We start from the raw sequence: 21,529 nt of genomic DNA on the forward strand, positions 1-21,529 counted from the left end.
CCTGTATGCGCTTTCACCATGTGTGCACGGGTGGTGCGAGGGGACTGCGGGAGGCGCGTGGACAGGTGGGCGAGGATGGGGGCCCGCCGTCCGCGCCCGCGACGGAGGGTGCTGGCCACGGCGTGCGGGCTGCTCGGCACGGGCGTGGCACTTCTCATCGTCGCGGTGGTCGCCGACCCGCCCTACTGGGCGCACGTCCTGCTGCTCGAGATCTTCCCGCTGCTGACGCTCGCCGGCGTCGTCCTGCTGGTCTACGAGCTGGTGCTGCACCGTTGGCTGGTACACGAGATCGCCCGGATCGCGGGGCCCGGCATGGTCGGCAACATGCTGCCTCAGGACGTGCTGCGCACGTTCCTCGACTCGATCTACGGCGAGAACGCGGCCAACCACGACGTGGTGTCCGGCGTGCTCGGCGGCGAGGGCGTGCGGCCGGGCGGCGAGGGACTGACGATCAGCACGCACACCACGGTCGAGCTGGAGGCCAGCGCGATCGACCACGACACCTACCACCTGATGTCGACGGTCAGCTACAGCTTCAAGACCCCGGTGGCGAACGACAAGTTCGTCATCTTCGCGACCTGCGACCCGCTGTTGCGCGACTCGATCATCGCGGGATGCCGGCTACCGCTCTGCGACCTCTGGTACGTGGGTGATCCCGACCTGTTCCACGAGTCGATCGAGGACATGCTGCCGTCGGTCAACATCGGCATGAGCTACACGGACGAGAGCAACCGGCTGCACACCGCCGCGCTGGAACGGGTCAAGCCCACCGACGTGAAGTTCGAGCGGTGGGCCGACTACCTGACGTTCTTCCGCGAGCCGATGGGCCCGATGCCCCGGCAGAACCCGCGCAGGCACCTGAACACGCTGCGCATCTTCGAGTGCGACCTGAGCGGCCTCGCCTACGCCGACCACATCGTCAGCACCATCGAGCGGCTGACCGTGCAGGTCACCACGCTTCAACCCGTCGACGAGGGCTTCCTGTACTGGCAGTCGCCCTACCCCTGCTACGTCGACACGATCTCGCTCAAGGTCACCGATCTGAGCGTGCACGACCGGGTGTTCGAGTACCGGATCATGCCGTTCACGTTCCGCTCCAACACCGAGTCCGTGCGCTGGCTGCCCGCGGACCAGCTGGACGACCTGGACGTGCGGTCCTGGTTGTTGCCGGGGCACGGGGTCGTGCTGGTGTGGCGGGAAGCCCGGTAGATCCGGTTACGCAAGCCAGCGCAAGCGGCTGTCGTACACTTGCGCGATGACGCAACGCAGGCTGGCCGAAGTCGCGGCCAAGGTCGGGGTCAGCGAGGCCACGGTGAGCCGGGTGCTCAACGGCAAGCCGGGCGTCTCGGAGGCGACGCGCAAGGCCGTGCTGACCGCGTTGGACGTGCTCGGCTACGAGCGTCCCACCCAGCTGCGCGGCGAGCGGGCCCGGCTGGTCGGGCTCGTGCTGCCCGAGTTGCAGAACCCGATCTTCCCGGCGTTCGCCGACGTGGTCGGGAACGCGCTGGCGCAGCAGGGCTTCACGCCGGTGCTGTGCACGCGGACCGCGGGTGGCGTGAGCGAGGCCGACTACCTCGAGCTGCTGCTGGAACAGCACGTGTCGGGGATCGTGTTCGCGGGCGGGCTGTACGCGCAGGCCGACGCGACGCATGCGCACTACCACCAGATGATCACCCGCAGGTTGCCCGCGGTGCTGGTCAACGCGGCGATCGACGACCTCGCGTTCCCGCGTGTGTCGTGTGACGACGCGGTGGCCGTCGAGCAGGCGTTCGGACATCTGACGTCGCTCGGGCACACCCGGATCGGCGCCGTGCTCGGGCCGCCCGACCACGTGCCGTCGCGGCGGAAGCTCGCGGCCTTGCAACGGCTTGCGGGCGGCTTGCGCCTCGAGGTCGAGCACACGATGTTCTCGCTGGAAGGCGGGCAGGCGGCGGCGAGCAGGCTGGTGCGGAACGGGGTCACGGCGATCATCTGCGCGAGCGATCCGCTGGCGCTCGGGGCGGTGCGGGCGGTGCGGCGGCACGGGCTCCGCGTGCCCGAGGACGTCTCGGTGGTGGGCTACGACGACTCGGCGTTCATGAACTGCACCGACCCGCCGCTGACGACCGTGCGGCAGCCGATCGAGGCGATGGGGCGGGCCGCTGTCGAGCTGCTGGCCAGCCAGATCTCCGGTCGTGCGGTGCTCAACGACGAGCTGCTCTTCGAGCCTGAACTGGTGGTGAGGGCCTCCACGGCGCCAGCGCCGCGCTAGTAGTCGAGTTTTTGCGGGATTCGGTTCAGATATTGCGTTCAGAAGCGCGGCGGTTCTATGGTCGCGCTCTCATCGCAGTGTCGCGAGAAGGGTCCCCTCCTCATGAAGAAGACCGCTGGCTTACTGGCCTGCCTGGTGGTCGCCGCCTGCAGCAGCGGCCCCGAGCAACCCGCGGGCAAGACCGTGATCGACATCAACGGGCAGCCGCCGCAGACCCAGGCCTTCGACCGCAAGATCTTCGACGAGGACGTCGCGGAGTTCGAGCAGACGCACCCGGACATCGACGTCCGGCCGCACGAGGGGTTCATGGACCCCAAGACGTTCTCGGCCAAGCTCGCTGGCGGGCAGCTGGAGGACGTCTTCTACGTCTACTTCAGCGACCCGGCGCAGCTGATCGCGCGCAACCAGGCGGCGGACATCACCGAGTACGTGAAGGACGTGCCGCACTACGGGGAGATCCAGCAGGACCTGAGGAGCATCTTCTCCTCCGGCGGCAAGGTGTACGGCATCCCGACCGCCAACTACTCGATGGGGTTGCTGTACAGCAAGAAGCTCCTCGCGAAGGCAGGCGTGCAGCCGCCGAAGACGTGGGACGAGGTCCGCGAAGCGGCCAAGAAGGTCAAGGCGCAGGGTGCGACCGGGTTCGCCGAGTACAGCAAGAGCAACCAGGGCGGCTGGCACTTCACGACGTGGATGAAGTCGATGGGCGGGGACGTCGTCGAGAACGGCAAGGCCGCGTTCAACAACGACAAGGGCCGCAAGGTGCTGGAGCACCTGAAGAACATGCGCTGGACCGACAACACCATGGGCGACAAGCAGTTGCTCGAGATCGCGGACGTGCAGACCATGATGGGCTCCGGCCAGCTCGGCATGTACCTCGCCGCGCCGGACAACGTGCCGACGATCGTCAACCAGTTCAAGGGCGACTACGCCGACTACGGGCTCACCACGATCCCGGACGGCAGGGGCACGCTCATCGGTGGCGAGGGGTACATGATCAACCCCAAGGCGACCAAGGACGAGATCAAGGCCGGACTCACCTGGGTGCAGTGGAAGTTCCTCAACCCGGACCGCATCGAGAAGAACCTGCAGCGGTACAAGGAAAAGGGACAGCCGATCGGCATGCCGACCCCGCCGGTCGCGGACGTCTGGACCGGTGACACGCGGGTCAAGCAGGAAGAGCTGAAGGCCAAGTACTCCACCGTCCCGACGGAGAACTTCCAGTCCTACATGGACGGTGCTACCAAGGTGAAGGGCAGCATCGAGCCGCCCAACGCCCAGCAGGTGTACGCGATCCTCGACGGCGTCATGCAGGCGGTGCTCACCAACGAGCAGGCGGATCACGCCCAGCTGTTGAAGGACGCCGAAGCCAAGGTCAACGCGGTGCTGGTGAAGTAGTGCGGCGCAACCTCACCGCGTACGGCCTGCTGAGCGGTGCGCTCGTGGCGTTCGCGTTGTTCTCCTGGTACCCGATCGTCCGCGGTGTGACGTTGAGCTTCCAGCAGGTCAACTTCGTCACCGCGCCGGACTGGGTCGGCTGGGACAACTTCGCGAAGCTGCTGCGAGATCCGCAGTTCGGCACGGCGTGGCGCAACACGCTGGTCTTCACCCTGCTGGCGCTGGTGCTCGGGTTCGGGGTGCCGTTCGCGACGGCGGTGGTGCTCAACGAGCTGCGGCACGCCAGGGCGTACTTCCGGCTGGTCGTGTACCTGCCGGTGATGTTGCCGCCCGTGGTGACGGCACTGCTGTGGAAGTGGTTCTACGACCCAGGTCCCGGTCTGTTCAACAGCGTGCTCCGGGAGCTCGGTCTGCCGACCGGGACCTGGCTCGACTCCAGTAGCACCGCACTCGTGAGCCTGGTCATCGTCACGACCTGGGCGAACATGGGCTCGGCCACGCTGATCTACCTGGCCGCGCTGCAGACGATCCCCGGTGAGCTGTACGAGGCGGCCGAGCTGGACGGTGCGAACGTCGTGCAGCGGATCCGGCACGTCACGATCCCGCAGACGAAGTTCGTGCTGGTGATGCTGGCTCTGCTGCAGGTCGTGGCGACGATGCAGGTGTTCACGGAGCCGTTCATCATGACCGGCGGCGGGCCGGAGGACTCGACGATCACGGTCCTGCTGCTGCTCTACCGGTACGCCTTCGTCTACAACGACTTCGGCAGCGCCAGCGCGCTCAGCCTGCTGCTGTTCGCCGTGCTCGGCGTGTTCTCCGCGCTGTACCTCAGGACCACGCGGAGGGCCGACGCGTGAGGACGCTCGTCAAGCCGGGACGGTCCTACTGGTTCGTCTTCACTGCGACCATGGTCGTTTTCACCGCGACCTTCCTCCTCCCGCTGGCATGGGTCCTGGTCGGCGCGATGAAGCCGCCTGCCGAGCTCGCGCGGATCCCGCCGACCGTGCTGCCTGAGACCTGGGTTCCTGAAACGTACGCGGACGCGTGGAACTTCATGGACCTCGGTCGCTACTTCCTCAACACCCTGGTCGTGGCGGTCGGCTCGTGGGCCGTGCAGCTCGCGGTCGCGGTGCCCGCGGCGTACGCGTTGTCGAAGCTGAGGCCGTTGCTGGGCAACGTGGTCCTCGGGCTGATGCTCGCGACGCTCATGCTGCCGGCTGCCGCGCTGCTCGTCCCGATGTACCTGACGATCTCCGACCTGGGTCTGCTCAACTCCCCCACCGCGATCTGGTTCCCCGCCGCCGCCAACGCGTTCAACATCTACCTGCTCAAGCGCTTCTTCGACCAGATCCCCGACGAGCTGCTGGAAGCCGCCCGCATGGACGGGGCGGGACCGGTCACGACGCTCGTGAGAATCGTCGTCCCGATCTCACGGCCGGTGCTCGCCGTGGTGTCGATCTTCGCGGTCGTGGCCGCGTGGAAGGACTTCATCTGGCCGCTGCTCGTCTTCTCCGACCCAGCGGAGCAGACGCTCAGCGTCGCGTTGCAGCGCTTCGCACCCGACACCCCGATCAACCTCCTGCTGGCCGGACTCGTGCTCGCCAGCCTGCCGATGGTCGCGCTGTTCCTGGCGTTCCAGCGGCACATCCTCGCGGGCCTCACCGCGGGCGGCATCAAGGGCTGAAAGGAACCGCATGAACTGGTGGCGCAGTGCCGCGATCTACCAGGTGTACCTGCGCAGTTTCGCGGACGGCAACGGTGACGGCATCGGCGATCTCGCGGGGCTGCGCGCGAAGCTCCCGCACATCGCGGGGCTCGGCGCCGACGCGATCTGGCTCAACCCCTGGTACCCCTCACCACTGGCCGACGGTGGCTACGACGTCGCCGACTACCGCGACGTCGAGCCGGTGTTCGGCACGCTCGTCGAGGCCGAGAAGCTGATCGACGAGGCGCACGCGCTCGGCATCAGGATCATCATCGACATCGTCCCGAACCACTGCAGCGACCAGCACCCCTGGTTCACCCGAGGCCTCAGGGACCGCTTTCACTTCCGTGACGACGACGGTGGCGACGCACCGCCGAACGACTGGAAGTCGAGGTTCGGCGGGTCCGCGTGGAGCCGGCTCACCGACGGCTCCTGGTACCTGCACCTCTACGCCGCCGAACAGCCGGACCTCAACTGGGAGAACCCGGTGGTGCGCCGGGAGTTCGAGGACATCCTGCGGTTCTGGCTCGACCGCGGCGTCGACGGGTTCCGCATCGACGTGGCCGACGGGCTGGTCAAGGACTTCAGCAGGCCCGATGCCGAACAGCCGTACTCCGACCAGGACGGCGTTCACGAGATCTACCGGCAGTGGCGCCGGATCGCCGACGAGTACGACGGTGAGCGGATCTTCGTCGGCGAGATGTGGTTGCCGGACCCGGTGCGGTTCGCCCGCTACCTGCGGCCGGACGAGCTGCACTCGGCTTTCAACTTCGACTTCCTCTGCTGCCCGTGGGACGCGACCGAGTTCAGGAAGGTCATCGACGCCACGCTCGCCGCGCACGAACCCGTTGGCGCGCCACCGACCTGGGTGCTCTCCAACCACGACGTCACGCGGCACGTCACGCGCTACGGCCGCGACGACACCAGCTTCTCCTTCGCGGACAGGCAACACGCCGCCCCGACCGACCGCGCGACGGGCACCCGGCGGGCCAGGGCCGCGATCCTGCTCACCGCCGGACTGCCCGGCGGCGTGTACGTCTACCAGGGCGAGGAACTGGGCCTGTGGGAGGTCGAGGACCTGCCGGACGAGCTGCGCGAGGACCCGGTGTGGCACCGCTCCGGCTTCACCGACCGCGGCCGGGACGGCTGCCGCGTGCCTCTCCCCTGGGGGGACGACGGCCCGTCGTGGCTCCCCCGGCCCCCGGAGTGGGAGCGGTGCTCGGTCGCGGCGCAGTCCGGCGACCCTGAATCGATGCTCAGCCTGTACCAGCAGGTCTTCCGGCACCGCAGGGACATCAGCGGTGACCTCACCTGGGTCGACAGCGCACCGAACGTGCTCGCGTTCCAGCGCGACGACGGCTTCACGTGCGTCCTGAACCTCTCGGACGGCCCGATCTCCCTGCCCGGCAAGCCTTTCCTCACCAGCACGCCGCTCGTCGACGAGCAGCTGCCCACCGACTCCGCCGCTTGGATCCGTGTGTGAACCCTGCACCAGCAAGGAGACAACGATGTTTTCCTGGAGGGCAACAACAGTTGCATTGGTGGTGGGAGCGAGCATTCAGGCCGCTCCGGCCGCGTCCGCCGTTGGTGGCAACGGCGCGACCGTTCCGTTCGTCGAGCAGGAAGCGGAATCCGCTGCCCACAACGGAACCAAGATCGGACCGGACTACACGCAGGCGAGCCTCGCGAGCGAGGCGTCGAACCGGCAGGCCGTCACACTCGACGGCGGCGGCGAGTACGTGGAGTTCACGCTCACCCGCCCGGCCAACTCGATCGTCCTGCGCTACAGCGTTCCGGACGGCAGCCAGGGCACCATCGGCGTCTACCTCAACGGCGGCAAGGTGAACAACCTGCCCGTCACGTCGAAGTACAGCTGGCTCAACACCGGCTGGATCCCCGGCCAGAAGATCCACCACTTCTTCGACGAGTCGCGCCTGCTGCTCGGCCGCGACCTGCAGACCGGTGACCGCGTCAAGGTCCAGCTGGACGGCGGGATCAGCAACATCACGGTCGATCTCGCCGACTTCGAACAGGTGGCGGGGCCGAGCACCAGGCCGGCGAACTCGTTGTCCATCACGGACTACGGCGCCACCCCGAACAACGGCTCCGACGACGCCGAGGCCATCTGGCAGACCGTGCTCGCGGCCAGGTCGCAGGGCCGCGAGGTGTGGATCCCGGCGGGCACGTTCGAGGTGAACCGGCCGCTCGCGATCGACCAGGTCACGATCCGCGGCGCGGGCATGTGGCACTCGGTGCTGCACAGCAACAACCCGTTCAACAACGGCGGCCAGGTGCAGGGCAACATCCGCCTGCACGACTTCGCGGTCGTGGGCGAGATCACCGAGCGCAACGACGGCCAGGCCGACAACGCCTACCACGGCCCGCTCGGCACCAACTCGGTGATCTCCGGGCTGTGGATGCAGCACCTCAAGGTCGGCGTCTGGACGATGAGCGGCACCACCACGAACGCCGTCATCGAGAACAACCGGTTCCTCGACCTCACCGCGGACGGGCTGAACTTCAACGGCCGGGTCAGCGACTCGGTGGTGCGCAACAACTTCCTGCGCAACACCGGTGACGACGCGCTCGCCATGTGGTCGCTCAGGGGCGCGGACGTGCGGTGCCGGTTCGAGAACAACACGATCGTCCAGCCGAACCTCGCCAACGGCATCGCGATCTACGGCGGCCAGGACATCACCGTGCGCGGCAACAGGATCCTCGACACCAACGCGCTCGGGTCCGGCATCGCGATCTCCAACCAGGCGTTCATCTACGACGGCACGTTCTCGCCGCTCGCGGGTACGACCACGGTCGCGGACAACACGCTGATCCGCACGGGTGCGATGAACCCGAACTGGAACCACCCGATGAGCGCGATCCGGATCGACTCCTACGACACGGAGATCACGAGCCCGGTCACCGTCACCGGCAACCTGTTCCAGGACAGCCCGTACAGCGCGATCCAGGTCGTCGACGGCGGCGGGCAGGGCAGGCAGGTCCGCAACCTGCGGGTCGACAACAACCGGGTCGACGGAGTCGGCACCGTGGTCGTGCAGATAGAGACCACGGGAGTAGGCGACTTCTCCAACCTGGTCGCCACCCGCGTGGGCACCGCGGGAAGTTACAACTGCCCCTACCCGGCCGGGCGTCCACCGTTCACGATCAACGCCGGTGCGGGCAACTCCGGCTGGGACACGCAGTGGACCGACTGCGGCTCGTGGCCGCCGGTGAACGGGGGCACGCCGCCGACCGACGGCAACCTCGCGCGCGGCCGCGCCACGTCGTCCACCGGGTACGTGCAGGTCTACCAGCCGTCCAACGCGGTCGACGGTGACCCGAACACGTACTGGGAGAGCACGAACCACGCGTTCCCGCAGTCGATCACGGTCGACCTCGGGCAGCCCCGCTCGGTGTCCAGGCTCGTGCTCAAGCTCCCCGCGCACTGGGGTGCCCGCACGCAGACGATCGCCGTCGAAGGCAGCACCGGCGGTGCGTACACGACGCTCAAGTCGTCGGCGCAGTACAACTTCTCCCCCAACACCACGGTCACCTTCCCGGCCAGCAACCAGCGGTACGTCCGGCTGACCGTCACGGCCAACACCGGATGGCCCGCGGGCCAGGTGTCCGAGTTCGAGGTGTACTCGTCATGAGGGCGGCACCTCTGACTGCGGTCGCGCTCGCGGCGGCCGGAATCGTGATCGTCTGGCCCGCGGCAGCCGCACCCGCGTCGGGCTCGCCGTTCGACGTGCCGGGTCGTGGCGCGGCGGTTCCCTTCGTGGAACAGGAAGCGGAGTCCGCGCAGACCAGCGGCACCCGCATCGGACCGGACCGCACGAAGGGCACGCTCGCCGGCGAGGCCTCCGGCAGGCAGGCCGTCACACTCGGCTCCGGGCAGCACGTGGAGTTCACGCTGACCAGGCCTGCCAACGCGGTGGACTTCCGGTTCAGCGTGCCGGACGGCTCGACGTCGTCGGTCGCGGTGCTGCTCAACGGTGTCCGCGCGACGAGCCTGCCGCTGCAGTCGAAGTACGCGTGGCGCTACGGCTGGTACCCGTACAGCAACGACCCTGGCCAGGGTCGTCCGCACCACCTGTACGACTCGACGCGCACGCTGTTCGGGCAGACCCTCCCAGCGGGCGCGAAGGTGCGGCTGCAGAACGAGGGCAGCCAGGTCACCATCGACCTGGCCGACTTCGAGGAGGTCGCACCAGTGGCCGCACGTCCGGCGAACTCGGTGTCGGTGGTGGAGCACGGCGCCACCTCCGGCGACGGCACGGACGACGCGAACGCGTTCGACGCGGCGGTCGCGGCGGCTCGCGCGCAGGGCAAGGAGGTGTGGATCCCGGCGGGCACGTTCACCGTGCACCGGCACGTCACGCTGGACCAGGTGACGATCCGCGGCGCCGGGCACTGGCACAGCGTGGTGCGCGGAAACCGGGTCGGGTTCTACGGGCTCGGTGAGCCGAACAGCTGCGGCCAGGGCGGGAACACCGGCCGCAGCAGCCGCGTCGGCGTCCACGACTTCGCGATCATCGGTGAGGTCACCGATCGGGTCGACTGCGACCAGGTCAACGCCATCGGCGGTGCGCTCGGCGGTGGCTCGGTCGTCTCGGGCATGTTCCTGCAGCACACCAAGGTCGGCCTCTGGCTCGACGGGCCGTTCGACGGGCTGACCGTGCGGAACAACCGGATCGTCGACCAACTGGCGGACGGGCTGAATCTGCACGACGGGATCAGCAACGTGCTGGTGGAGCACAACCTGGTGCGCAACATCAGCGACGACGGCCTGGCCATGTGGTCGGAGCACAACGCCGACCACAGCAACACGTTCCGGTACAACACGATCGTCGTGCCGATGAAGGCCAACGGCATCGCGATCTACGGCGGCCGGAACATCACGGTGTCCGACAACGTCGTCGCCGACACCCAGGACCAGGGCGGCGGCCTGCACGTGGGCAACCGGTTCCAGTCGGTACCGGTCGCGGACACGATCCGCTTGCACCGCAACACCACGCTGCGAGCCGGATCGCTCGACTCGAATTGGCAGTTCGGCGTCGGCGCGCTGTGGTTCGACGCGCGGGACCAGGCCATGACCGGGCGGGTGGAGGTGACCGACACGGACCTGGTCGACTCGAACTACCAGGCGATCGGGTTCATCAGCGGCACGATCTCGAACATCCACTTCGACGGTGTGCGGATCACCGGCGCGGGCACGTTCGGGCTGCAGCTGCAGGCACCGGGCGGTGCGTCGTTCCGCAACGTCACGGCGACGGGTCTCGGCAGGCAGGGCAGGTACAACTGCATGGGAGACAACGCGTTCGCGATCGCCGACGGTGGCGGCAACTCCGGCTGGGACACGACGTACTGCGGCCCGTGGCCGGATCCGATCTACAACGCTCCCCCACCCACGACAACAACCACGACGACCACCTCGCCACCCACGGGCAACCTGGCCCGCGGCAAGCCGGTGACGGGCAGCCACGTGGAGATCTACCAGCCAGCCAACGCGGTCGACGGCGACCCGAACACCTACTGGGAGAGCACGAACCACGCGTTCCCGCAGTCGATCACGGTCGACCTCGGCGAGTCCCGGTCCACTTCCCGGTTGGTGCTCACACTCCCCGCGCACTGGGGAGCCCGCACCCAGACGATCTCGGTCGAGGGCAGCAACGGCGGCGCCTACACCACGCTCAAACCCTCGGCGCCGTACACCTTCTCCCCCAACGCCACCGTCGCCTTCCCAGCCACCGACCAGCGCTACATCCGGCTCACCATCACGACCAACACCGGATGGCCGGCGGGCCAACTCTCGGAGCTCGAGATCTACGCCCAGTAGCCACTCGGGCACAAATCCACCCCCATCCGGGCACGCCCGTTCTTGATGAAGGGAGCTTTCATCAACCTCAGCTTGATGAAAGCTCCCTTCATCAACCTTCAAGCGGGCAGGAAGCGGGCGGAGATTCACCCGAGTGTGGCGGTGGCCACACCGTGAGAGCGGTGTTACACCTAATACCAGCCCGATCGGGCAGACGGAGTCCGAGCGGGCAGGGCAGGAGGTGAGCATGCGGTCGGACGAGCGCAAGCGCCGCATCCTCGCCAGGGCGCGTGCGGACGGCAAGGTCGACGTCGCCGACATGGCGGTCGAGCTGGACGTCGCTCCCGAGACGGTGCGCCGCGACCTGCGCCTGCTCGACGAGCACGGTCTCGTCCGCCGCACGCACGGCGGCGCCATCCCGGTCGAGAGCGCCGGGTTCGAGACCGGCCTCAAGTTCCGCTCCGCGTCGCACGTGCCGGAGAAGCGGCGCATCGCGAAGGCCGCCGCCGACCGCATCGACGACGCCGAGACGGTGTTCGTCGACGAGGGCTTCACCCCGCAGCTGGTCGCCGAAGCGCTGCCGCTCACCCGCCCGCTGACGGTCATCACGGCCAGCCTGCCGACGGCGGCCGCGTTGTCCGAGCACCCGGCGTGCACGGTGCTGCTGCTCGGCGGCAGGGTCCGCGGCCGCACACTGGCCACAGTGGACCACTGGACCATCCGCATGCTGGGCGAGATGGTCATCGACCTCGCCTACGTCGGCGCGAACGGGATCTCGCGCGAGCACGGGCTCACGACGCCGGACCCGGCGGTCGGCGCGGTCAAGGCGAAAGCCGTCGAGGTGTCGAAGCGGAGGATCTTCATCGGCGTGCACACGAAGTTCGGCGTGCACAGCTTCACCCGGTTCGCGGGCATCGGTGACCTCGAGGCGATCGTCACCGACACCAACCTGCCCGCAGGCGAGGCCCACCGGTACTCGCTGCTCGGCCCCAAAGTGATCAGAACCTAGGACAGCCACGCCCCAGGTAGGGCCTATTTCCGCATGCCCTCAGAAAGGAAAGACGATGTCGTCGTTCCGGTATCTCAGCATCACCGCCGCAGTGCTGCTGGCGACCACCGCCTGCGCGGGAGCGGGAGGTGGTGGGGGCTCCTCCGACTCGAACTCGGTCAACGTCCTGATGGTCAACAACCCGCAGATGCAGGACCTGGTGAAGCTGACCGCGGACAACTTCACGAAGGACACCGGCATCAAGGTCAACTACACGGTGCTGCCGGAGAACGACGTCCGCGACAAGATCAGCCAGGACTTCTCCAGCCAGGCCGGGCAGTACGACGTCGCGACGATCTCCAACTACGAGACGCCGATGTACGCCAAGAACGGCTGGCTCGCGCCGCTCGACGACCAGATCACGAAGGACTCGGGCTTCGACCAGGGCGACATCCTGGAGCCGATCCGGCAGTCGCTGACCGCCGCGGACGGCAAGGTGTACGCGGAGCCGTTCTACGGCGAGTCGTCGTTCCTCATGTACCGCAAGGACGTGCTGGACGCCAAGGGCGTCACGATGCCCGAGAAGCCGACCTGGCAGCAGGTCGCCGACATCGCGGCCAAAGTGGACACTCCGGAGATGCGCGGCATCTGCCTGCGCGGCCAGCCCGGCTGGGGTCAGGTGATGGCTCCGCTCACCACGGTCGTCAACACGTTCGGCGGCACCTGGTTCACCAAGGACTGGCAGGCGCAGGTCAACGCGCCGGAGTTCAAGGAGGCCACCGACTTCTACGTCAACCTGGTCCGCACGCACGGTGAAGCCGGTGCGCCGCAGGCGGGTTTCGCGGAGTGCCTGAACAACATGACGCAGGGCAAGACGGCCATGTGGTACGACGCCACGGTCGCCGCCGGTCTGCTCGAGGCCACCGACTCACCGGTGAAGGGCAAGCTCGGCTTCGCGCAGGCGCCGGTCGTGAAGACGGAGTCCTCCGGCTGGCTCTACACGTGGGCGTTCGGCGTGCAGAAGGCCAGCAAGAAGCAGGACGCGGCGTGGAAGTTCATCTCGTGGGCGTCCGGCAAGGGCTACGAGGAGCTGGCCGGCAAGACGCTCGGCTGGTCGAAGGTGCCGGACGGCAAGCGTTCCTCGACCTACCAGCGCGCCGAGTACAAGCAGTCCAGCGGCACGTTCTCCGCGCAGGCCGAGGCCGCGATCAAGGGTGCGAAGCCGCTCGACCCCGGCGTGCAGGCACGTCCGGCGCCTGGCATCCAGTTCGTCGGCATCCCCGAGTTCACCGACCTCGGCACGCAGGTGTCGCAGCAGATCAGTTCCGCGATCGCTGGTGCCACCAGCGTGGACGCCGCCTTGAACGCCGGCCAGGCACTGGCCGAGAAGGTCGCAGCGAAGTACAAGGGGCAGTGAGATGGCGGTCTTGACGCGGGAGCGGCCGACGACGGATCGGCCGCCTCCCGTCCCCAGGAAGGCGACGGACAGGTGGGCGCGGCGGGCACCTCTGCTCCCCGCACTGCTGTTCCTGATCATCATCACGCAGCTGCCGTTCATCGCGACGCTGGTGATCTCGTTCATGAAGTGGAACTCGCTGGACCCCGGCGGCCGCGGGTTCGCCGGATTCGACAACTACGTCAACGTGTTCACCGACCCGGACCTGCGGTCGTCCGTCGTCAACACGGTCGTCCTCACGGCGTCCGTGGTGCTGATCAGCCTGGTGCTCGGCCTGGGTCTCGCGCTGGTGCTGGACAAGAAGTTCCGCGGCCGCGGCCTGGTGCGCACGATGCTGATCGCGCCGTTCCTCGTGGTCCCGGTCGCGGCGGCGCTGATCTGGAAGCACGCGCTCTACAACCCGGAGTACGGGCTGCTGAACGGAATCCTGAACTGGCTGGGCGGTCCGCAGCCGGACTGGATCAGCTCCATGCCGATGACCGCGGTCGTCGCGTCGCTGGTGTGGCAGTGGACGCCGTTCATGATGCTGATCCTGCTGGCGGGCCTGCAGAGCCGCCCGGTGGAACCCGTCGAGGCGGCCAGGATCGACGGTGCGTCGCCGTTCCAGATCTTCCGCTACCTCACGTTCCCGCACCTGCGGCAGTACCTGGAGCTCGGCGGCCTGCTCGGGTCGATCTACATCGTGCAGAACTTCGACGCGGTGTTCACGATCACGTCCGGCGGTCTCGGCACCGCGAACCTGCCCTACATGATCTACCAGACCTTCTACCAGGCGCACGAGTACGGCGAGGCGTCCGCGGCGGGCGTGATCGTGGTCGCGGGTTCGATCATCATCGCGACGTTCGCGCTGCGCGTGGTGTCCTCCCTCTTCAGGGACGAGGCGAAGTCATGATCAAGCAGTCGCGCGTCTGGGGCATGATCGGCTGGGTCGCCGCGGTGTTCTTCTTCCTGCCGGTGGCGTGGATGGTGCTGACCTCGTTGCACAGCGAGGCCGACGCCGCGACCAACCCGCCGTCGCTCGCCGCCGGACTGACCTTCGACGGCTACACCGAGTTCTTCAACTCCGACGCCTGGCCGCCGCTGATCAACTCGTTCAGCGCGTCCATCGGCTCGACGATCATCGTGCTGCTGCTGGCGATCCCGGCCGCGTACGCGTTGTCCATCAAGAAGGTCGACAAGTGGACGGACGTGTTGTTCTTCTTCCTGTCCACCAAGATGATGCCGGTCGTCGCGGCCTTGCTGCCGATCTACCTGGTGGCGCAGTACACCGGGCTGCTCGACAACATCTCGTTCCTGATGGTGCTCTACACGTCGATGAACCTGCCGATCGCGGTGTGGCTCATGCGGTCGTTCCTCTCCGAGGTGCCGAAGGAGATCCTCGAGGCGGCGTCCATCGACGGCGCCGGGCTGATCACGATCCTGCGCCGCGTGGTGGCACCGATCGCGATGCCCGGCATCGCGGCGACCGCGTTGATCTGCTTCATCTTCAGCTGGAACGAGCTGCTGTTCGCCCGCGTGCTGACCGGTGTCGTCGCCACGACCGCGCCCGTCTACCTGACCGGGTTCGTGACGTCCCAAGGACTCTTCCTCGCGAAGGTCTGCGCCGCCGCGACCGTCGTGTCCCTCCCGGTGCTCATCGCCGGGTTCGCCGCCCAGGACAAGCTGGTCCAGGGCCTGTCTCTAGGAGCGGTCAAGTGAACAACCCGACCCCGATCGGACGTGCCAGGTGAAAGCGGCCGTCATCAGCGCACCCGACGTGGTCGAGGTGACCACTGTGGACGATCCGGCGCCCGGCAGGCGCGAGGTCGTCGTGGACGTCGCCGCGTGCGGGCTGTGCGGAACGGACCTGCACATCCTGCAGGGCGAGTTCGCGCCGACGCTGCCGGTCGTGCCGGGGCACGAGTTCGCGGGCGTGGTCGCCGAGGTCGGAACGGAGGTCACCGAGCTGCGCGTCGGCGACCGGGTGGCCGTCGACCCGTCGCTGTACTGCTACGAGTGCCGGTTCTGCCGGTCCGGGCGCAACAACCTGTGCGAGCGCTGGGCCGCGATCGGGGTGACGACGAGCGGCGGCGCGGCCGAGTTCGCGGTCGCGCCGGTCGCGAACTGCGTGAAGCTGCCGGACCACGTGCGGCTGGAGGACGCCGCGCTGATCGAGCCGCTGTCGTGCGCGGTGCGCGGGTACGACGTGCTGCGGTCGCAGCTCGCGACCCGCGTGCTGATCTACGGGTCGGGCACGATGGGCCTGATGATGCTCCAGCTCGGCAAGCTGACCGGTGCGGCGTCGATCGAGGTGGTCGACGTGAACTCCGAACGGCTGGAGACCGCCCGTCTGCTCGGCGTCTCGGCGGCCGCGACGTCCGCCGACGAACTGGACCGGCCGGACGGCTGGGACGTCGTGATCGACGCGACCGGCAACGAGAAGGCGATCCAGGACGGGCTCGGCCGGGTCGCGCGCGGCGGAACGTTCCTGCAGTTCGGCGTCTCGGACTACTCGGCGCGGGCGACGATCGAGCCGTACAAGATCTACAACCAGGAGATCACGATCACCGGTTCGATGGCCGTGCTGCACTCGTTCGAACGCGCGTCTGACCTGTTCGCGAACGGTGTGCTCGACGCGGAGGTGTTCATCAGCGACCGGCTGCCGCTCGACGAGTACGCCGCCGCGCTGGACGCGTTCAAGTCCGGGAAGGGGCGCAAGATCCAGGTGCTGCCGTAGGACATCTCGTATCCAGGCCGCACGCACTCCCCTCTTGCCATACTGGACGCGCCGCCAGGCGCTCCGGGGGGAGGATCAACGATGACGTTGGACGAGTTCCTGGACTCGGTTCAGGACTTACCGGACGACGAGTTGCTGGCCTGGTACGACGCGTTCGAGGGGCGGGCCACGGCGCCTGAGGCCGATGACGCGGACTTCGATCACGAGCACGAGCCGTTGAAGTACTCGGTCGACGACCTGCGGGCGATACTGGTCAAGATCGCGGAGAACCGGGATGTGCACACCTCGAATCCCGGTTCTCCATGGCACAACCTGTGGCACTGGATGCGCCGGTAGTGGAGCCGGCCGCTCTGCGCGGGGAGATCGTCGCGGCGCGCGCGTTGGGCGTCGCGGTCGCGGCGTGCGTGCTGTTCGCCGCCGTGCACGCGACGATCGCGGGCACCATCGGGGTCTCACACCCCCGCAACTGGCTCGTCGCGATCGGCTGCACCCTGCTCGGCCTGCGCGTCGTCGCACACGTCCAGCGCAACTCGGTCGGCTGGATGCTGCTCGCGATGGGCGCGTTCGGCGCCGTCGCCGTGGCGGTGGCCGGCTGGCGCGACGTGCCCGCCGCCGCGTGGGTCGACGCCTGGGTGTGGTGGCCGACGTACGCGCTGCTGCCCGCCGTGGCACTCGTGTTCCCCACCGGGAGCCCCGTGTCGCGGCGGTGGCGCCCGGTGCTGGTCGCGAGCCTGGTCAGCATCCTGCTCGGCACCGTCGGGCTCGGCTGGGCGTCGTGGTCGTCGCCGGGGACGTTCTGGGACGACGCGGTGAGCGGTGAGCCGGTGCACGGTTTTCCCAAGCACATCACCATGATCGGTCTGGCCGGTGTGGTGCTCAGCCTGCTCGCCGCGGTGGTGGCGCTCGCGTTGCGCTGGCGTCGTTCGGCCGGTGACCAGCGGCGGCTGTTCGTGTGGGCGACGAGCCTGCTCGCGATCGCGGTGCTCGCGTTCCTGCTGGAGATCCCGTTCGGCGACTGGTCGTGGTTCGCGGGCGCCATCGCGTTCCCGGCGGCCGCGGTGATCGCCATCGTGCGCTACGGGCTGTACGACATCAGCCTGATCATCCACCGCTCACTGCTGTACGGCACGCTGACGGTCGCGTTGCTCGCGCTGTACACGCTCGTCGCGCTCGCGGCGGGCTCGGTGTTCTCCGGCCAGGCGGCGGTGTTCGGCACGGCGGCCGCGGTGCTCGCGATCAACCCGTTGCGGCACACCGTGCAGCGCCGCCTCGACCGCTGGCTCTACGGCACCCGCGCGGATCCCTACGCCGCGCTGTCGACGCTGGGCGGGCGGCTCGAACACTCGCTGGCGCCCAACGAGGTGCTGCCCGCGGTGGCCGCGACGATCGCCGAGTCGCTGAAGCTGCCGTACGTCGCGATCCGCGGGGGCGGTGCGCTCGCACTCGCCGAGCACGGCTCGTCGCACGGCTGGCCGCAGCTGCGGTTCCCGATGACCTACCGCGGCAAGACGATCGGCGACCTGGTCGTCGAACCGCGCGCGCCGGACGAGCGCCTGACCGACCGCGAGCTGAGCCTGCTCGCGGACCTGGCCCGCTCGACCGCGCCCGCCGCCCAGTCGCTGCGCCTGACCGCCGACCTCCAGCTGGCGCGCGAACGCCTGGTCCGCGCGCGGGAGGAGGAACGCCTGCGGCTGCGCAGGGACCTGCACGACGGCGTCGGCCCGAGCCTCGTCGGCATCCGCCTGCAGCTGCGCGCCGCGCGGCGCGCGTTGAGCCCGTCCGACGCCGAGGTGCTCGACGCCGTGCTCACCGACGTCGACACCACGGCCGCGGAGGTGCGCGCGCTCGTCGACGGCCTGCGCCCGCCGATCCTCGACCAGGGCCTGGTGCTGGCGTTGCGCCAGGAGGCGGCCCGGTTCACCGGTCCCGGCCTCTCCGTCGTCGTCGACGCCGACGAGCTGACCGGCCTGCCCGCCGCCGTCGAGGTGGCCGCGTACCGGATCGCCGCCGAGGCGCTGACCAACACGGCCCGCCACTCCGGCGCGGCGTCGTGCCGGATCACGGTGCGCCGCAACTCGAACCTGGAGCTGGAGATCGTCGACGACGGCAGCGGTGTCGCCGCGGACGCCACGCCCGGCGTCGGTCTCGGCTCGATGCGCGAACGGTGCGCGGAGCTGGGCGGCTCGTGCACCGTCGGTGCCGCGTCACCCCGCGGCACGCGCGTCGTAGCCCTGATTCCCCTGGAGGCCCAGTGATGCGCGTCGTGATCGCGGACGACCACCCCGTGTTCCGGCGCGGGCTGCGGGCGTTGCTGGACAGCACACCGGGCCTCGAGGTCGTGGCCGAGGCGTCGACCGGCAACGAGGCCGTCGCTCTCGTGTCGGAGCTGTCGCCGGACGTGGTGGTGCTGGACCTGCACATGCCGGACGGCACCGGTGTGGAGGCGGCCCAGCGGATCCTCGACGCCCGTCCGGGCACCGGCGTGCTGGTGCTGACCATGCACGAGGACGACGAGCTCGTGTTCGCGGCCATGCGCGCGGGCGCCCGCGGCTACCTGGTGAAGACCGTGGACGACGACGAGATCGTCCGCGCGGTCCACGTCATCGGCGCGGGCGAGGCGATCTTCAGCCCCACCATCGCGCAACGCATGATGGGTTACTTCACCGCGATCTCCGGCCCCAGCGCGGCCGAGCTCGCCTTCCCGTCCCTGACCGAACGCGAACGCGACGTGCTGACGTTGCTCGCCTCCGGGATCGGCAACGCCGAGATCGCGCACCGGTTGTCGCTGAGCCCCAAGACCGTCCGCAACCGCATCTCCAGCATCTTCACCAAGCTGCAGGTGGCCGACCGCGCGCAGGCGATCGTCCGGGCCCGGTCGGCGGGACTGGGCGGTCCCTGAAAGTGGGGACACCGGTCACCTGTGCCGGGGACACGTCCCCCACCACCATCGACCCCACTGGTGATCAGGGGGAGAACGATGGACATCACTTGGGAAGTCGCCTACGCACGGCTGAGCCACGACCGCATGCTGCGCACCGCCGACGCACTCATCTCGATGCGGCCGGACTCGGTCACGCTCACCGGCGGTGAGCCGCTGTCCGTGCCGGGCCTGTTCGAGGTGGCCGAACGCTTCCGCGCGGCGGGCATCGACATCGTGCTGCGCACCGGCGGCATCGGCCTGCACCCGTCGATGGTCGCCACGCTGCTCGGCCTGTGCCGCCGGATCGAGGTGACCGTCGAGTCGTTCGCACACGCGTTGCAGGCGCTGCACATGCTCAACGTCGGCGCGGTGAAGCTGAGGGGCACACCGGTCGCCGACTTCGGGCTCGACGCGACGGCCGTGCGGCACGGGTTCGACCGGCTCGAGGAGTTCTGCTCGTCGGCCGCCTCGGAGCTGTCCGAGCTGTCGTTCGTGATGCTCGGAGACGCGGTCGCCGCGGACCACGCCCAGTACCTGCAGGCCCTTGCGCCGCACCGGATCCGCGTGTGCGTGACGACCGCCTGCACCACCGACGCGGTGCTCAGGTCACGCCACTGCTGACCGCGTGCACCACCGAAGCTGTGCTCAGACCGCGTCACGACAGCGTCGAGCGAGACTCCTCGATGGCACGAAGCGTCGCGGCGAGGTGGTCGCGGGTGAGGCGCTCCGCGGCGTCGAGGTCTCCATCGCGCAGGTGCGCGAGCAGCTCGGCGTGCTCGGCGTTGCTGTCCGCGCGCTGGTCGGGCTTGGCGAGTGACAGCGCGACGTAGGGGATCGCGCTGTCCCGCAACGAAGCCACGATGTCGCCGAGCCGCGTGCCGTCGGCGGGGGCGAAGAGCGTGTGGTGGAACTCGCGGTTCAGCTCGGCCCACCGGGAGACGTCCTGCTCGGTCTCCATCCGCTCGTACAACCGCCGCGCGTGGTCGAGTTCCTTGCCGTCCAGTTCGGACACGGCTTTCCTGAGCAGCATGGGTTCCAGCACCATGCGCAGCTCGTAGATCTCCCGCACCTCGTCGAGGCTCAGCGACCGCACGACGGCGCCCCGGTGCGGGTCGAGCAGCACGAGTCCCTCGCGAGCCAGGTCCTGCAACGCCTCGCGCACCGGCGTCGTGGAGACGTCGAGGCGTTTCGCCAGCTCGGTCTGCACGAGTCGCGCGCCGGGTTCGATGACGCCCTCGATGATCTCCGACCGCAGCGTCTGCCGGACGAATTCGTAGTTGGTCTTCGGTCTCACCAGATGCTCCCGCGCTTCTCGAACTCATCGGCCAGCTGCTCCTGGCTCGCGTTCGCCCCGAGCAGCAGGGCCAGCAGGATCCGCGCCTTGCGCGGGCACAGCCACCCGGCCATCAAAACACCCCGCGCGATCAGGTCGGACTCCGAGCCCTGGAAACCGTAGGTGCGGCGGAACGTGGTGCCCGCCCCCGTCCGGCTGGCGACCACCACCGGGAACGGCGCGGCGGCGATCGCGTCCGCCATGCCCGTGGACACGTGGCCGACGCCTGTCGCCGCCACCACGGCGCCGTCGACCCGCAGTGCGCGGACCAGGCTTCCGTCATCGCCGAGCGTGGCTTCCAGCAGCGCGACGCTCGGCACCGCCGATGGACGGGACAACGCCCCAAAGCGTTCCGCGACGGGGTGGAAGTAGTGGACCTCCTGCTCGGCGACGAGGCCGAGCGGGCCTGCCGGTGCGGACTGGAACGCGTCCAACCTGCTGGAGTGCGTCTTGCGCACCCAGCGCGCCGCGTGCACCTCGTCGTTGAGGACGAGCAGGCAGCCGCGGCCGCTGCTGTTCGGTGAACCGGCGACGGTGACGGCGGCGGCGAGGTTCGCGGGCCCGTCCGCGCCGGGCAACGCGGGGTGCCGCATCGCCCCGGTCACCACGACGGGCGCGTCGAACGGCCACAGGCAGTCGAAGAAGTACGCGGTCTCTTCCAGCGTGTCCGTGCCCTGCACGATCACGACTCCCCTGGCACCCCGCTCGACCTGCGTCTTAGCCCAGTCGAGCGCCGTCAGCAGCGTGTCGAACGTCAGCGACGCGCCCGGAGTGGTCGCCAGTGTGACGACTTCGCCGACAGCCAGGCCTTCGACGAGGTCAGCGGCGCTCTTGGTCGGCACCACGCCCTGGCCCGTCGGCGTCATCGCGATCGTTCCACCCAGTGAGGCCACGGCCACCAAGGTATTGCAATCCATACTGTGCACTTTATAAAGTCTGCCCTCCCC

19 protein-coding genes are annotated in these 21,529 nt (G+C 68.7%); 17 read left to right on the forward strand and 2 right to left on the reverse strand.

Annotation, left to right across the window (positions count from 1 at the left end; translation table 11 throughout):
* The first annotated feature begins 75 nt into the window (after window positions 1–75).
* The 17 genes from FKR81_RS10120 to FKR81_RS10200 all read left to right on the forward strand — a co-directional run bounded on the left by FKR81_RS10120 (window position 76) and on the right by FKR81_RS10200 (window position 19,870).
* Window positions 76–1,209, forward strand: coding sequence for a hypothetical protein (locus tag FKR81_RS10120; RefSeq protein WP_235921426.1), 1,134 nt, complete (start codon window positions 76–78; stop codon window positions 1,207–1,209).
* Window positions 1,210–1,255: 46 nt separating this feature from the next.
* Window positions 1,256–2,251, forward strand: a complete 996-nt coding sequence (locus FKR81_RS10125; RefSeq protein WP_146350704.1) for a LacI family DNA-binding transcriptional regulator — start codon at window positions 1,256–1,258, stop codon at window positions 2,249–2,251.
* A gap of 102 nt (window positions 2,252–2,353) precedes the next feature.
* A complete protein-coding gene (locus FKR81_RS10130; protein ID WP_146350705.1) occupies window positions 2,354–3,649 on the forward strand; it encodes an ABC transporter substrate-binding protein in 1,296 nt (431 codons plus the stop codon).
* Window positions 3,649–4,506, forward strand: coding sequence for a carbohydrate ABC transporter permease (locus tag FKR81_RS10135; protein WP_146350706.1), 858 nt, complete (start codon window positions 3,649–3,651; stop codon window positions 4,504–4,506). The genes FKR81_RS10130 and FKR81_RS10135 overlap by 1 nt, the downstream gene beginning before the upstream one ends.
* Window positions 4,503–5,333: a carbohydrate ABC transporter permease gene (locus FKR81_RS10140; RefSeq protein ID WP_235921427.1), complete on the forward strand. Its 831-nt coding sequence runs from the start codon at window positions 4,503–4,505 to the stop codon at window positions 5,331–5,333. The genes FKR81_RS10135 and FKR81_RS10140 overlap by 4 nt, the downstream gene beginning before the upstream one ends.
* 10 nt (window positions 5,334–5,343) lie before the next feature.
* Window positions 5,344–6,837 carry a glycoside hydrolase family 13 protein gene (locus FKR81_RS10145; protein ID WP_146350707.1) on the forward strand — a complete coding sequence of 498 codons (1,494 nt, stop codon included), beginning with the start codon at window positions 5,344–5,346 and terminating at the stop codon, window positions 6,835–6,837.
* Between the two features lie 58 nt (window positions 6,838–6,895).
* On the forward strand, window positions 6,896–9,004 hold the full coding sequence (locus FKR81_RS10150) for a discoidin domain-containing protein (RefSeq protein ID WP_235921428.1): 2,109 nt from the start codon (window positions 6,896–6,898) through the stop codon (window positions 9,002–9,004).
* Window positions 9,001–11,190 carry a galactose-binding domain-containing protein gene (locus tag FKR81_RS10155; RefSeq protein WP_146350709.1) on the forward strand — a complete coding sequence of 730 codons (2,190 nt, stop codon included), beginning with the start codon at window positions 9,001–9,003 and terminating at the stop codon, window positions 11,188–11,190. Before FKR81_RS10150 ends, FKR81_RS10155 begins: the two co-directional genes overlap by 4 nt.
* Before the next feature lie 226 nt (window positions 11,191–11,416).
* Complete coding sequence (locus tag FKR81_RS10160) at window positions 11,417–12,178, forward strand: DeoR/GlpR family DNA-binding transcription regulator (RefSeq protein WP_146350710.1); 762 nt, start codon at window positions 11,417–11,419, stop codon at window positions 12,176–12,178.
* Window positions 12,179–12,233: 55 nt separating this feature from the next.
* Complete coding sequence (locus FKR81_RS10165) at window positions 12,234–13,574, forward strand: ABC transporter substrate-binding protein (protein ID WP_146350711.1); 1,341 nt, start codon at window positions 12,234–12,236, stop codon at window positions 13,572–13,574.
* 1 nt (window position 13,575) lies between these two features.
* Complete coding sequence (locus FKR81_RS10170; protein ID WP_146350712.1) at window positions 13,576–14,505, forward strand: carbohydrate ABC transporter permease; 930 nt, start codon at window positions 13,576–13,578, stop codon at window positions 14,503–14,505.
* Window positions 14,502–15,311 (forward strand): carbohydrate ABC transporter permease, encoded by an 810-nt coding sequence (locus tag FKR81_RS10175; protein WP_146350713.1) that lies wholly within the window; start codon window positions 14,502–14,504, stop codon window positions 15,309–15,311. Before FKR81_RS10170 ends, FKR81_RS10175 begins: the two co-directional genes overlap by 4 nt.
* Window positions 15,312–15,339: 28 nt before the next feature.
* Window positions 15,340–16,329: a zinc-dependent alcohol dehydrogenase family protein gene (locus FKR81_RS10180; RefSeq protein ID WP_146350714.1), complete on the forward strand. Its 990-nt coding sequence runs from the start codon at window positions 15,340–15,342 to the stop codon at window positions 16,327–16,329.
* 81 nt (window positions 16,330–16,410) lie between these two features.
* Window positions 16,411–16,665 (forward strand): hypothetical protein, encoded by a 255-nt coding sequence (locus FKR81_RS10185; RefSeq protein ID WP_146350715.1) that lies wholly within the window; start codon window positions 16,411–16,413, stop codon window positions 16,663–16,665.
* On the forward strand, window positions 16,644–18,584 hold the full coding sequence (locus FKR81_RS10190) for a sensor histidine kinase (protein ID WP_186762890.1): 1,941 nt from the start codon (window positions 16,644–16,646) through the stop codon (window positions 18,582–18,584). Before FKR81_RS10185 ends, FKR81_RS10190 begins: the two co-directional genes overlap by 22 nt.
* The gene (locus FKR81_RS10195; RefSeq protein ID WP_146350717.1) at window positions 18,584–19,228 is read left to right on the forward strand and encodes a response regulator transcription factor; all 645 of its coding nucleotides are present in this window, start codon (window positions 18,584–18,586) and stop codon (window positions 19,226–19,228) included. The genes FKR81_RS10190 and FKR81_RS10195 overlap by 1 nt, the downstream gene beginning before the upstream one ends.
* A gap of 78 nt (window positions 19,229–19,306) precedes the next feature.
* Window positions 19,307–19,870, forward strand: coding sequence for a radical SAM protein (locus FKR81_RS10200; RefSeq protein WP_146350718.1), 564 nt, complete (start codon window positions 19,307–19,309; stop codon window positions 19,868–19,870).
* 34 nt (window positions 19,871–19,904) lie between these two features.
* On the opposite strand, the gene FKR81_RS10205 is transcribed toward FKR81_RS10200, so the two are convergent.
* Both FKR81_RS10205 and FKR81_RS10210 read right to left on the reverse strand, forming a co-directional pair.
* Window positions 19,905–20,543, reverse strand: a complete 639-nt coding sequence (locus tag FKR81_RS10205; RefSeq protein ID WP_146350719.1) for a GntR family transcriptional regulator — start codon at window positions 20,541–20,543, stop codon at window positions 19,905–19,907.
* On the reverse strand, window positions 20,540–21,475 hold the full coding sequence (locus FKR81_RS10210) for an asparaginase (protein ID WP_456319411.1): 936 nt from the start codon (window positions 21,473–21,475) through the stop codon (window positions 20,540–20,542). The genes FKR81_RS10205 and FKR81_RS10210 overlap by 4 nt, the downstream gene beginning before the upstream one ends.
* Window positions 21,476–21,529 lie beyond the last annotated feature (54 nt).

The organism is Lentzea tibetensis, assembly GCF_007845675.1.
Taxonomy (GTDB): Bacteria; Actinomycetota; Actinomycetes; order Mycobacteriales; family Pseudonocardiaceae; genus Lentzea; species Lentzea tibetensis.